Genomic DNA, 12,784 nt, shown 5'->3' with positions numbered 1-12,784 from the left:
TCCGTCGATCAGGAAACCTCTTTCCGGAGCACTCGGACGAACCCGGCCACCAGGGGGAGCACCACCCAGAGCGCGGCCGAGACCGCCAGCCGGGCGTACTCGCCGCCGGTCGCGTCGGCCTCCGACAGCGCCTGCGAGGTGACGTTGAGGTCGAGCCACTTCGCGGCGTCGGCGAGCTTGGTGACGATCTCACCGACCATGGTCCAGACCGTCGGCAGCGCGAAGAAGATCACGATCGCGAGCGGGGTGTTGAGCAGCAGGGCGCCGAAGCCGATGCCCATCAGCACGAAGATCACCTGAAGGAGCAGGCTTTGCCAGATCAGCGAGGAGTCCAGGCTCCAGGAGGCGTCGCCGCCCAGCGACCCGGCGATCACGTTTGCCGCGGCGGCCAGCAGGCCGGTCGCCACGGTTGCCGCGATCGCGATCAGCACGCCCGCGGCCAGCTTCGCCGTCATCACCCGGCCGCGGGCCGGCACCAGGGTGAAGGTGGTCAGTGCGGTGCGCTGCGACCACTCGCTGGTCACCGACAGGATCCCGAGCACCGGCAGCAGCACGGCCGACGGCACCAGGCCGAAGGCGAAGAAGCCGGCGAACGTCTGCTCGGCGTCCTCCGCCCAGCCGAGCAGAATCCCGGACGTGGCCACGGTGGCCAGCCCGATGATCAGCAGCAGCCAGAACCCGGCGCGGGTGTCGGCGAGCTTGCGGAGCTCGACCACGGTCAGCCGGCCCATCGGCACGGCGCGGGTCTCGGTCAGGACGCTCATCGGGTGACCTCCTTGAGCTCGGTGCCGCCGTTGCCGTTACCGGTCAGCCGCAGGAACATCTCCTCCAGACCGCCGGCGCCGGCGGGCCGCAGCTCCAGCAACACGACTCCGGCGGCCGCGGCCGCCTTGCCGATGGTCTGCGCGTCGGTGGGCACGAGGATGCTGCCGTCGGACGACCGTGAACCGGACAGGCCCATGCTGCCGAGCAGGGTTCCCAGCTCACCCGCGTCGACGGCACGAACCAGGGTGCCGGCCTCGCCGAGCAGCTGGTCCTTGTCGCCCTGGACGAGGATCCGGCCGTTGCCGATCACGACCAGCCGGTCGGCCACCGCCTCGACCTCGCGCAGCAGGTGCGAGGAGAGGAGCACCGTGCCGCCCCGGTCGGCGAAGGCGCGCAGCAGGCCACGCATCCAGAAGATCCCCTCGGGGTCCAGGCCGTTGGCCGGTTCGTCGAGGATGAGAACGGCCGGGTCGCCGAGCATCGCGTGCGCCAGGCCGAGCCGCTGCCGCATGCCGAGCGAGTACGCGCGGACCCGCCGTTTCGCCGCCGTCCTGTCCAGCCCGACCTTCGCCAGCCGGTCCGGCACCCGGTCGGTGTCGAGGCCCATGGTGATCGCGGCGAGCGACAGGATCTCCCGTCCGGTCCGCCCGGCGTGCTGCGCCGACGCGTCCAGGAGCACGCCGACCTGCCGTCCCGGGTTGCCCAGCCGGCGATACTCGGTGCCGCCGACCGTGGCCCGGCCGGAGGTGGGCGGCGTGAGACCGCAGATCATCCGCATCGTGGTGGACTTGCCGGCGCCGTTGGGACCGAGGAAACCGGTCACGGTCCCGGGTTCACAGGTGAACGAGACATCGTCGACGGCGAGCTGGCTGCCGTACCGCTTGGTGAGATGTTCGACCTCAATCATGGGAACCAGCCTGCGGCCGCGCGGAGTGCCCGCGCGTCGGCCGGTGGTCGATGCCCGCGAACCCTTCGTCGACATCCCGGTTACGACTTTGGTCGCTATCGGCCCGGTGCGGCGTGCCCGTATCGTCGGACGCGTGGGGACGTCGATGACCGAGTACCGCTGGTTGTGGCCGTCCGCGCTGGCCGCGGACCCGGCTGGGCACCTCCCGGCGCGCCGCTCCATGCGCGACTGGGTGGTCGACACCCTCTGTTTCGTTCTCGGCTTCGGGTTCACCGTGGCAGCGACCGTCGACCTGCTCCGCCCCGATCCCGTGCTGATCCGGGAGTGGGCTCACACGCCCACCTGGCTGGTGTTGTTCGACGGGATTCTCAGCGGGATAGCCGGGATCGGGCTCTGGTGGCGTCGCCGCTATCTGATCCCGCTGGCCTGTCTCGCGGTGCTGCTCGGCCTCTTCTCCGTGGCCAGCGGCGTGACGTTACTGATCATCCTGTTCACCGTCGCCGTGCATCGCCGGCTGCCCCTGCTCGCCGCGGTCGTCGCGGCGGCGATCGGCTCCAACGCCGTCTTCGCCACCTACCGGCCCGAGCTCGGAGCCGGTTTCGCCGAGGCGTTCTGGTGGGGCACCACGATGATCGTGATCGTGGCCATGTGGGGCATGCTCGTGCGGGCCCGCCGCCAGCTCATCGTCTCCTGGCGGGACCGGGCCGAGCGGGCCGAGGCCGAGCAGCAGCTGCGGGTCGCCCAGGCCCGGGTTCTGGAGCGCACCCGGATCGCGCGGGAGATGCACGACGTGCTGGCCCACCGGATCTCGCTGCTGAGCCTGCACGCCGGAGCGCTGGAGTTCCGGCCGGACGCGCCACCCGCCGAGATCGCCGGGGCCGCCGCCGTGGTCCGGGAGAGCGCCCACCACGCCCTGCAGGACCTGCGGGCGGTGATCGGCGTGCTGCGTGAGGGCCAGTCCGAGGAGAGCCGGCCGCCGGAGCGGCCACAACCCACCCTGAGCGCTTTGCCCGCTCTCGCCGACGAGTCACGGTCGGCAGGAGTGAGGGTACGGCTGAACCTGGCCGCCGAATCCGACTATGTGCCACTGACCACCGGCCGCGCGGCGTACCGGATCATCCAGGAAGCGCTGACCAACGCCCGCAAGCATGCCCCCGGCGCCGCGGTGAGCGTCAACGTCGGCGGCGCTGCCGGGGAGGGCCTGACCGTCGAGGTGCGCAATCCGCTCGCCGTGACCGTCCCAGCGAGCCCCATCCCGGGCACCGGGATGGGGCTGATCGGCCTGACCGAACGCGCCACCCTGGCCGGTGGCCGGCTCACGCACGGTCTCGACGGCGATGAGTTCGTCGTCTCCGCATGGTTGCCGTGGCCGGCATGAACCCGGTGCGTGTGCTGATCGTCGACGACGATCCGCTGGTGCGAGCCGGCCTGTCCATGATCCTGTCGGGTGACGGTGAGGTCAGCGTGGTCGGCCAGGCGGCGGACGGCGGCGAGGTCGCGGCCGCGGTGGCCGAACACCGGCCCGACGTGGTGCTGATGGACATCCGCATGCCGGGCGTCGACGGCCTGGTCGCCACCGAGGCGCTGCGCAGACGTCCCGGTGCGCCCGAGGTGTTGGTGCTGACGACGTTCGACGCCGACGAGTATGTTTTGCGGGCGCTGCGTGCCGGAGCCGGAGGTTTCCTGCTCAAGGACACCCCGCCGGGGCAGATCAAGCAGGCGGTGCTGCGGGTGGCGCGCGGCGAGGCGACCCTGTCGCCGAGCGTGACCCGGCAACTCATCGCCCATGTCGCAGCCGGCCCGCCGGACCGTGGCCGGGCCACCGAGCAGCTGAGCCGGTTGAGCACGCGGGAGCGTGAGGTCGCCCTGGCCGTCGCGCAGGGCAAGTCGAACGCGGAGATCTCGGCGGACCTGTTCATGTCGGTGGCGACGGTGAAGGCGCACGTCTCACGGGTGCTCACCAAGCTGGACCTGAACAACCGGGTCCAGGTGGCGCTGCTGGTGCACGACGCCGGTCTGGCCTGAGCGCCTTCCGGGCCCGAGTGCCGGGCGCGAGTGGCGGCGCCGGTCTGGCCTGAGCGCCTTCCGGGCCCGAGTGCCGGGCGCGAGTGGCGGCGCCGGTCTGGCCTGAGCGTCTTCCGAGCCCGAGCGCCGGGTGCGAGTGGCGGCGCCGGTCTGGCCTGAGCGTCTTCCGAGCCCGCGCCGGGCGAGGGTGGCGCTGCCTCGGCACGACGCCGGTCTGGCCCGGGCGGGCCTTATTCGAAGAGGGAGTGGTCGCGGCCGCCCTCGGCGCGGGCGCGTGCCCGGCGGCGCAGCTGCACCACCACGATGTCGATGGCGGCGACCACCGCCCAGCCCACCAGCAGCCAGCCGGGGACGGTCCACCCGGCGCGGAACAGCAGCACCGCCAGCACGCTGCACACGACCATGCCGAAGGCGGCGAGGACCAGCCGCAGGTTCAGCGGGGAGTAGGGCTCCTCGACGGTGCCGCGGCGGCCGCGTGGTTGCGGTCCGATGGGCATGGACGGAGCCTACCCGGCGGCCCGGGAGCGAAACGCGACCCTCCAAGATCGAGAAGTTTCTATGTCGCTCGTCCGCTGTGGAGGACATGATGGAGGGCGGTCGTCGGAGTCGATGAGGAGGCGCCATGCCCCAGCCGGGTACCACGATGACCGAGCGCCGGCTCGGCACGTGGCCGATCTTCGTCATCGCGGTCTCCGCCATGACGCCGCTCACCGTCGTCGCCGGAGCGCTGCCGCTCGGTTACGGCCAGGTTGAGGAGAAGGGCATCCCGGTCGCATACATGCTGGTCGCGGCCGTGCTCGGCGTCTTCGCGGTGGGACTCGCGGCGATGGCGCGACATGTGCCGAACCGGGGCGCCTTCTACGCGTACGCGTCGGCCGGCCTGTCCCGGCCCGCCGGTGTGGGGACGGCCTTCGTCGCGTTGCTGGCCTACAACGCCATGCAGATCGGCCTCTACGGCGCCTTCGGTGTGGCCACGCACCACGTGGTGGCGGCCTTCGGCCTCGAGATCTCCTGGGTTGTCTGGGCGTTGGTGGGATGGGCGCTGATCGCCGTCCTGGGCCGGCTGAACATCGACCTGAACGCTCGCATCCTGACCGTCCTGGTCTGCGCCGAAGTGCTGATCGTGCTGGTTCTCGACGCCGCGATGCTCGCCAACCCGGCCGGCGGCACCGTCACCTTCGACACCCTCAACCCGGCCCTGATCGCCAGCGCCGGCGGGGTCGCTCTGCTGGTCGCCGCGGTCGCCGGGATGGTCGGCTTCGAGGCGCCGCTGGTGTACGCGGCCGAGGCCAGGGACCCGCGCCGCACCGTCGCCCGGGCGATCGGCTTGACGCTGCTGGTCGCGGCGGTTCTCTACGGCGGCACCGCCTGGGTGATGTCGGTCGCCGCCGGGCCCGATCAGATCATCGCGGTCGCTGCCGACCACCTCGACGACCTGTTCTTCTTCCTGCCCGAGCCGTACCTTCCGGCCGTCGTCATCGACCTGGCCCGGGTGTTCTTCGCGACCAGCCTGTTCGCCGCGATGCTCGCCTTCCACCACACGGTCGCCCGCTATGCCCTGACCGTCGCACGCGAGGGTGTGCTGCCGTCCTCGCTCGCCCGCACCCGCGACGACGTGCCGGTCACCGCGTCGCTCGCCCAGTCCGGGCTGGCCGTCGGTGTGCTGCTGATCTTCGCGATCGCCGGCTGGAACCCCACCACCGACCTGTTCTTCTTCGGCACGGTCTCGGGCGGGCTCGGTGTGCTGGTTCTGATGGTCATCGCGGCGGTGGCGGTGGTCCGCTATTTCCGCAAGGACGGCCACGGGGAGACGCGCTGGCGGCGCTCGGTCGCGCCGTGGATCGCGCTGGTCTTCCTGGCGCTGATCCTGCTGCTCACGGTCGCGTCCTTCGGCATCCTGCTGGACTCCGACAACCTGCTCAAGGTCTGGTCGCCGCCGCTGGCGTTCCTGCTGCTGTTCGTCGCCGGCATCTACTGGGGCAGGCGGCTGCGGCGGGAGCGGCCCGAGGTGTACGCGGGCATCGGCACCGGCCTCCCTCCGTCGCCCACGGCGTCCGCGTTCGTGCCCGATCAGGAGGTACGGGAGCCGGAGGAGAGCGTGCGAGAAACGGGGGAGAGTCTGCGGGAGGCGGACCCGGCAACCGCAACGACCCGGGCGGAACCGCGGGACGCGGACACGGCGTCCGCAGCGGCCGCGCCGGCGCAGCAGCCAGCCGGCACAGCGAAACCGGCCACAGAACGGGCGCCACGCGATGGAAGCACGCCCGCGACGGCGGACGAGAGCCTGCGGGATGCAGGCGCGGTGCCTGCGACTCCCGAGGAGGGTCTGCGGAGCGCGGGCGCCACGGCCGAGCAGGAACAACGGGCCGACCCCCTGCCACCCGCCCTCGGGGAAGAGCCCCGCGAAACCGGCACGCGAGCTGCGAGCACCGATGAAGTGCCACCGGTGAGCGAGAAGACCAGCCCGCAGGCCGCGGCCGCACCGTCGGCTCGGCGTGCGCCGGCTCCCCGCAAGCGGAGCCCGCGGACCTCCGTCCCGGGTGAGGCCGTCGAGACCGCCCCCACGAACGGCGCCTCCGGAGAACCCGAACCGGCACGGCGCCCGCGCACCCCCCGCGCCCGGCGCACCACCGGCCCGAACCGGACCACACCGCCCACCGGCGAGACGTCGCAACCGTCCGTGTCGGAGCCGACGTCACCCTCCGTGCAGATCTCGGGATCCGCACCGATCTCCGGGACGTCTGCGGGCTCGGTGCCCAAGGGCGCCGGCGCACCCACGGAGAACGAGGATCCGCCGTCCGCACCCGGCCAGGCCGCGCACACCGGACCGGTCGAGCCGGCCCGCGACGCCCGCCCGGAACCGCCGAAGCCCGGGGCGCCGCGCCGCCCCGCGACCGAGCCCGACGACTCCGAGAAACCCGACTGAGCTGCACGGACGCCGCAGGCGGTAGACATCCGATCGCTCTGCGTGGAGCGATCTCTGCAGGTGGGACAGCTCCGCCTGGCGGCTCAGCGCGGCCCGGAACCCGCATGCATACCGTACGTCGATGTCAGGCCCCTCCGGCTTTCCCGCCATTTGGGAAACCGTACGATTCTCAGGTCAAGTGGCCACACCGCTTGCATACCGGCAGCACCCGTGAAGCCCACCAAGCATCACGGTGCGTGCCGGCCGATCCGCCGGCAGGCCTGGCGTCCGAACCCACCAGCTGGGCCGCCGGCGGATCCGCAAGCTCACACGCCCGGACCCAGCGGTTCAGCCGCGAGCCGGCCCGCGTCACGCAGGGCCCGCAGAATGTTGCCGTTGGCGAGTTTCCCCAGGTCAGCCTCGGACCAGCCGCGGCCGCGAAGCTCCTCGAAGAGCCGCGGATACCTCGACACGTCAGCCAGCTCGTCCGGCACCTCAGGCGTACCGTCATAGTCGCCGCCGATGCCCAGATGATCGATCCCAGCCACCTCGCGGGCGTGGTCCACGTGGTCAGCGACCTGCGCGACGGTCGCCGACGGCTTCGGGTGGGCGGCCAGCCACGCCTGGAAGGCCGGTTCGGCACCCGGGTCGACCGGCGGGTTGAACGGCGTGGCGCGCGGCTCCTCGCCGGGGCGGGCGGTGGCCGGCCACTCGTACGGCACCGGCGGCAGGCCCAGCCGTTCCCATTCGGCGTCCGCGGCGAGCTTCCAGTCGAAGGTGGCGGCGTTGACGAAGTACGACACGAACGTCAACTGGATGACGCCACCGTTGCCGGGCAGCCGGGTCAGCACGTCGTCGGGAACGTTGCGCGGATGATCGGTGACCGCACGCGCCCCCGAGTGCGAGAAGATCACCGGGGCGGTCGCGACGTCCAGTGCCGCGTGCATGGTCGCCGCCGACACGTGCGACAGGTCCACCAGCACGCCGATGCGCTGCATCTCCCGTACGATTGCTCGCCCTTCATCGGTGAGGCCGTTGGCGGCCGGCGCCTGCGTGGCCGAGTCCGCCCAGGCGGTGTTGTGGTTGTGGGTGAGCGTCACATAGCGGACGCCGAGCCGGGCGAGCGAGCGCAGCACGCCGAGCGAACCGGCCAGGCTGTGGCCGCCCTCCACCCCGATGAGCGAGGCGATCCGGCCGGTCGCCATGATCCGCTCCACGTCGTCGGCCGTGTAGGCGAGTTCGAGGTCGTCGCGGTAGGCGGCGACCATCCGGTAGACGACGTCGATCTGCTCCAGCGTGTGCGCGAGCGCGACCGGTTCGGGCAGATCCGACGGGACGTAGACGGACCAGAACTGACCGCCCACCCCGCCGGCGCGTAACCGTGGCAGGTCGGTGTGCAGGGGCGGGCGTTCCTTCTCCAGCCCCGCCACGTCCGAGCCGTGCCACTCGCGCAGGCGCATAGGGAGGTCGTTGTGGCCGTCGATGATCAGCAGCATGTTCTCTGGCTACCGGTCCCCGGCTCCCGGTGCAAGCAGAACGTCCGAACACCGCAACCCGGTGGCACCTGCACGGGCACTGGGCGTGCACCCGCCGCCCTGGAATCTCTTTCACATGCCCGGCCGACATGGGCCGGACAAACCGGGGGAGATTTTCCATGCGACGCGCCAAGCTGCCGAAGTCCTTGACAGCTCTGACCGCCGTAATTGCTGGTACCACCGCTGTGATGGTGCCGGGTGCCGCCAACGCGGCCAACGCCGAGCTGGCCGTGCAGGCCGCCGACGACAGCTACACCTCGAGCAGCCGCAAGACCGCCACCTTCGGCGCGGACGACAAGCTCGTCGCCGGCAAGGCGGGTAAGGACAGCAAGACCGCGTTCCTGAAGTTCACGGTTCCGGCCGGCACCGACGTCAAGGCCGCGCGGCTGTTCCTCAGCCCGTCCGGCAAGCCGTCCGGCAAGGTCACCGTGTCGCGGGTCGTGGACAACTCGTGGACCGAGGGCAAGCTGACCTCCGGTAACGCCCCGAAGCTGGGCCTCGCGGTCGCCTCGGTGACCCCGAAGTCCACCGACACCCGGGTCGGTTTCGACCTGAGCGCCGAGGTCACCGGCCCCGGCACCTACTCGTTCGCCCTGACCTCGACCGCGCTCCTTCGTTTCCAGTCGGCCGAGAACAAGGCCAAGGGCGGGCCGGAGCTGGTCATCACCACCAACGGCAAGACCGTTTCGGCGCCCGTGGCCAAGCCGGCGGCGCCGGTCGTCACCGGTGACTACAAGAACTGCGTGACCGACGCCAAGCTCGTGCCCTCCTGCGGCGTGCTGTGGGGCGGTGCGGCGGGTGGCTTCACCAGCAAGCCGCGCGACCTCGAGCACCGCAACTGGGAGAAGCTGAGCGGCCGCACCGCGACGATCTTCCACACCTACCACAAGGGTGACGAGGCGTTCCCGACCAAGGCCGAGATCGCCATGACCAACGACGCGGCCAACCCGCGCGTGCTGCTGCTCAACTGGAAGGTCGCCTACGGCTCGAACTGGGCCAAGGTCGCCAAGGGTGAGCAGGACAAGCGGATCGACGCCTTCGCCGCGCGGATCAAGGCGTACGGCAAGAAGACCTTCCTCGTGCTCAACCACGAGCCGGAGAACGACGTCGTCGCCAAGGCCGGCTCCGGCTGGGAGGCGAAGGACTTCGCCGCCATGTACCGCCACACCATCGAGCGCCTGCGCGCCAAGGGTGTGACCAACGTGGTCAACGTGCTCGCCTACATGGGCAACGAGAAGTGGATGGCGCAGTCCTGGTGGAAGGACCTCTACCCGGGCAACGACGTCGTCGACTGGATCGGCCTGGACTCCTACGTCTCGGTGGAGAAGGGTTACTACCACTTCGGTGACTTCGCCGACCTGCTCGACCGCGCCCCCAAGGGCGGCGGCCTCGGCTTCTACGAGTGGGCCACCACCAAGCACGCCGGCAAGCCGATCATGATCGCCGAGTGGGGCGCCTACCACCGCATCGGCCAGACCACCGACAAGTCCGCCGTCTACAACAGCGTCCTGCCGCAGCTGGTCAAGCGGCCCGCCATCAAGGCGATCGTGCACTTCGACACGAAGGCCGACGACGAGGGCAACCGCGACATCAGCATCGACAGCACCAAGGCCGGCCTGGCCGCCTTCCAGAAGCTGGCCGCCAACCCGATCTTCAACGTGAAGCTCGGCTGACCTGATCCTCCCCTCAAGGAAAGCGCCGTCCGGTCCCCCGCCGGGCGGCGCTTTCCGCATTTCCCGGGCTGCCCGCCGAGCCCGGCGGCCGATGCCGGTCATCCGGCCAGGACGGTCTGCAGCCGTCGGGCCTCCCGGAACAACCGGGAGGTGCCGTTGCGGCCGGCCACCGCAGCCAGCTCCGGCATGTCGGCCCGGCCGTGGACGGCGCGCGCCACCTGGGTGGCCAGCGACAGCAGGTCGGGCAGGCCGCGCGGGGATTTCGGCAGTAACAGCGGCAGAGCGTGCAGGAGGACATCCCACACCGCGGCCGTGGCGCCGGCGCGGTGCGCGTCGGCCAGAGCCGGCACGACGCGGGTCAGTTTGATCAGACTGTCCGGACCGCACAGGTGGCCCAGCTCGGCGCCGAGGGCCGCGGCGAACGGCTCCGGCCCGGCGGCGAGGGTGAGGAACGCGTCGACGCCGGCCACCCGGTCCGCCTCGTGGCGCGCGGCCAGCGTGTACGCCAGGGCCAGCGTCATCGCCGGGCCGACCGGGCCGGTGCACTCGGCCAGCAGCGGCAACAGGTGGCCGCCGCCGCGCTGGTCCTGGTCGGCGAGACCGGCGAGGCCGACGAGCGCCCACGCCGCTGTCGCCTCCCGGTGGTGCGGCAGCACCATCGTCAGGATGTCGGTCTCCGCGATGGGGTCGGTGGCCCGGTGGCGGGGCAGCGCCGGCCGGTCCAGGGTGAGCAACCGCTCCTCCCACGGCAGGCCACCGGTGCGGGCGGGCCGCAGGGTGGCGAGCACCCGGGACGGCACCACGGTCCGGTCGTGGGCGGGACGCAGCGACTTCGAGCCGATCCGCTGCTTCAGGCGGGTGCTCACCGGGTCGGGCATGCCGCCCTCGGCCAGCCAGGCGGCGAACTGCCGGCCGGCGGGTGAGGTGAGCCGGGCCGCGCGTGCCGCCAGCGCCGGGTCGGCCTGCCGGGGCACCCGGAGCAGCGCCTGATGCAGGTCGAGCTGCCACGGCTGCCGGCCGTCGGCCTCGATGCGGGCGAGCCGCTCCAGCAGCACCGAAGCGTCGAGGCTGCCGTTGACGTGCGTGGGCGTGGCGAGCAGCAACGGCACCGGCGAGCGGGACAGTTCGACACCCACCTCGGCGATGCGGGCCGCCAGCACGGAGCCGGGGCCGCCGCGCTGGCCGGCCGTCAGGGCGGGGAGCATCCGTTGCCCCCGCCCGCCGAGGGCCCGGATCGCCTCGCCCAGGAGCACCAGGCGGTGCTGCGGCATCCAGGCCTGCTCGGTGAACTCGGGCCGGTCGAGGAGCGGTGCCAGCGCCTCGGCTAGGCCGCAGCCGCGCAGAGCGATGAGCGCGGCGAGCACCCGCTCCCACCGCAGCGCGGTCTCCTCGGCCATCAGGAGCACGATCTCCTCGCGCAACTCCGCGACCCCGCTGATCGGCGGCGGGACCTCGGCCACCGGAAGCACCGGTGGCAGGCCGGGGACGGCCGGCGCCGGCGCGACGGCGGGGACACCGAGCAGGTCGGCCGCGCGGGCGGGCAGGTCACCGGCGAGCGCGCCGGCGGCCTCGCCGAGGTCGGCGAGGGTGGCCGGGTCGAGCCGGTCCCGGTGCCGGCCGATCAGCGTGAGGGCTCGCTCCTGAATGTCCGGAGCGGGGTGGCCGAACGCGGCGGCCACGGTCCGCAGGATGTCGGCGGCCCGCTGGGGCTCGCGGCGCAGCACCCGCTCCAGCCAGGAGAGTTGTGCTCTGACCAGGGTTTTCTCGGTGCGCACCAGGGTGGCCGCGCTCACCTCGAGCAGGGTCCGCAGTTCCAGGCGGCCGGCGTCGTCGACGGCCCGCAGGGCACGCTGGGCCGGCCCGGCAACCGCGGACGGGGCGTCGGGCAGCAGCCGGGCGTAGTCCGGCGCATACGTCGCCAGCTCGTCGGTGGTGAGGGCGAGCGCCTCGTGCAGCAGGACGAACGGGCGCAGGGCGCTGGCCCGGTCGCCGCGGACGAGCCGGTCCACGGTCGCGTCCACGATCACCTTGCGTTCCAGCCGGCCCTCCGCGACCAGGTCCGCGATGACGCTGGGGAAGCGCGGCGTGGCGTCCCAGCTCCCGGTGCGGGGACTCAGGTGACCGACCGCGGCGTCGGCGCCCAGACCGTCGATCTCGAAGACGCCCGGGAGCAGCCGGTCCAGGAACGGGTCGCCGCGCAACCGCTGACGCAGTGACGGAACTGGCTGGTGGGCGCGCAGCAACTGGTTGAGCCAGCCGCGGACGAAACCCTCGGTGACCGGTGGGTCCGCCCCACCGGCCCGCAGCAGCGCGGCCGCGAACCGCCAGTCCTCGAACCAGACGTCGCGGACCGGGAGGCGCTCGGCCAGGCGGACACCGAGGTCGCCGAGCCAGGTCAGCTCCCGCGCCCGGGCGACCGTCAGGAACCGGTCCGGCGAGGTGCGGCTCCACGTCTGCATGCCGCGGCGGCCGAGCAGGGCCGCGGCCCGGGCGGCGGTCGGCATGCAGCCGATCACCGCGAGCGCCCACCCCGGGGTGGGGCTGATGTCGGAGCGCCACCACAGGTCCGTGTCGACGGCCCGGATGCCGGCCTCGACCGGTTTCGCCGCGGCCAGGCGCTCGTCCTCGGTCGCCGACAACAGCAGGCCGGCGATGCCGTCGAGGTCGCCCGCGCGGGCCGAGCGGTCGAGGGCCTGCCAGCTGAGTCTGCTGCTCATGCGCCCGCTCCCGTGGTCGCCAGCAGCCGTTTCGCCTCGTGGACCAGGCGGGAGCCGCCGGGGCGGGCGGCGGTCCCGGCGAGGCCGGGAATGTCGCCGGTCGCGCCGATCGTGACGGCCGCCTGGGTGCTCAGCGCGAGTAGGTCGGGCAGCGAACGGTGCCGGGCGGCGAGCAGCGCCGGCAGGGCGGCGGTGAGCAGCTCCCACACGGCGGCCGAGGCGCCCGCGCGGTGCGCGTCGGTCAGGGCCGGCACGAC

10 protein-coding genes are annotated in these 12,784 nt (G+C 72.4%); 4 read left to right on the top strand and 6 right to left on the bottom strand.

Going from position 1 to position 12,784, the window contains the following annotated elements; genetic code table 11:
* Positions 1 to 8 precede the first annotated feature (8 nt).
* Together AB0F81_RS32510 and AB0F81_RS32505 are read right to left on the bottom strand one after the other, a co-directional pair.
* Positions 9 to 764 (bottom strand): ABC transporter permease, encoded by a 756-nt coding sequence (locus AB0F81_RS32510; RefSeq protein ID WP_360203417.1) that lies wholly within the window; start codon positions 762 to 764, stop codon positions 9 to 11.
* A complete protein-coding gene (locus tag AB0F81_RS32505) occupies positions 761 to 1,672 on the bottom strand; it encodes an ATP-binding cassette domain-containing protein (RefSeq protein WP_360203415.1) in 912 nt (303 codons plus the stop codon). The genes AB0F81_RS32510 and AB0F81_RS32505 overlap by 4 nt, the downstream gene beginning before the upstream one ends.
* Before the next feature lie 145 nt (positions 1,673 to 1,817).
* On the opposite strand from AB0F81_RS32505, the gene AB0F81_RS32500 reads away from it, so the two are divergent.
* Complete coding sequence (locus AB0F81_RS32500) at positions 1,818 to 3,050, top strand: histidine kinase (protein WP_360203448.1); 1,233 nt, start codon at positions 1,818 to 1,820, stop codon at positions 3,048 to 3,050.
* Entirely contained in the window at positions 3,047 to 3,697 is a 651-nt protein-coding gene (locus AB0F81_RS32495; protein WP_360203413.1) for a response regulator transcription factor, read from the top strand. Before AB0F81_RS32500 ends, AB0F81_RS32495 begins: the two co-directional genes overlap by 4 nt.
* A gap of 230 nt (positions 3,698 to 3,927) precedes the next feature.
* Here AB0F81_RS32495 and AB0F81_RS32490 read toward each other — a convergent pair whose 3' ends face one another.
* Positions 3,928 to 4,194 (bottom strand): hypothetical protein, encoded by a 267-nt coding sequence (locus AB0F81_RS32490; protein ID WP_360203412.1) that lies wholly within the window; start codon positions 4,192 to 4,194, stop codon positions 3,928 to 3,930.
* A 125-nt stretch (positions 4,195 to 4,319) separates the two neighbouring features.
* On the opposite strand from AB0F81_RS32490, the gene AB0F81_RS32485 reads away from it, so the two are divergent.
* Positions 4,320 to 6,623 (top strand): amino acid permease, encoded by a 2,304-nt coding sequence (locus AB0F81_RS32485; RefSeq protein ID WP_360203410.1) that lies wholly within the window; start codon positions 4,320 to 4,322, stop codon positions 6,621 to 6,623.
* Positions 6,624 to 6,928: 305 nt separating this feature from the next.
* Here AB0F81_RS32485 and AB0F81_RS32480 read toward each other — a convergent pair whose 3' ends face one another.
* Positions 6,929 to 8,098 (bottom strand): dipeptidase, encoded by a 1,170-nt coding sequence (locus tag AB0F81_RS32480; protein WP_360203408.1) that lies wholly within the window; start codon positions 8,096 to 8,098, stop codon positions 6,929 to 6,931.
* A gap of 227 nt (positions 8,099 to 8,325) precedes the next feature.
* Here AB0F81_RS32480 and AB0F81_RS32475 point away from each other — a divergent pair, with 227 nt between their 5' ends.
* Positions 8,326 to 9,810 carry a DNRLRE domain-containing protein gene (locus AB0F81_RS32475; RefSeq protein WP_360203407.1) on the top strand — a complete coding sequence of 495 codons (1,485 nt, stop codon included), beginning with the start codon at positions 8,326 to 8,328 and terminating at the stop codon, positions 9,808 to 9,810.
* 98 nt (positions 9,811 to 9,908) lie between these two features.
* Here the strand turns inward: AB0F81_RS32475 and AB0F81_RS32470 are convergent, their stop codons facing one another.
* A complete protein-coding gene (locus AB0F81_RS32470; protein ID WP_360203405.1) occupies positions 9,909 to 12,527 on the bottom strand; it encodes a DUF6493 family protein in 2,619 nt (872 codons plus the stop codon).
* Positions 12,524 to 12,784: hypothetical protein (locus AB0F81_RS32465; protein WP_360203403.1), on the bottom strand; the 261-nt coding region annotated here is incomplete at its 5' end. The genes AB0F81_RS32470 and AB0F81_RS32465, both read right to left, overlap by 4 nt.

Origin of the sequence: Actinoplanes sp. NPDC024001 (assembly GCF_040638955.1) — a bacterium.
In the GTDB taxonomy this organism is placed as follows: domain Bacteria; phylum Actinomycetota; class Actinomycetes; order Mycobacteriales; family Micromonosporaceae; genus Actinoplanes.
The sequence above is the reverse complement of the archived record's forward strand: the minus strand, read 5'-3'. Positions and strand labels throughout refer to the sequence as shown.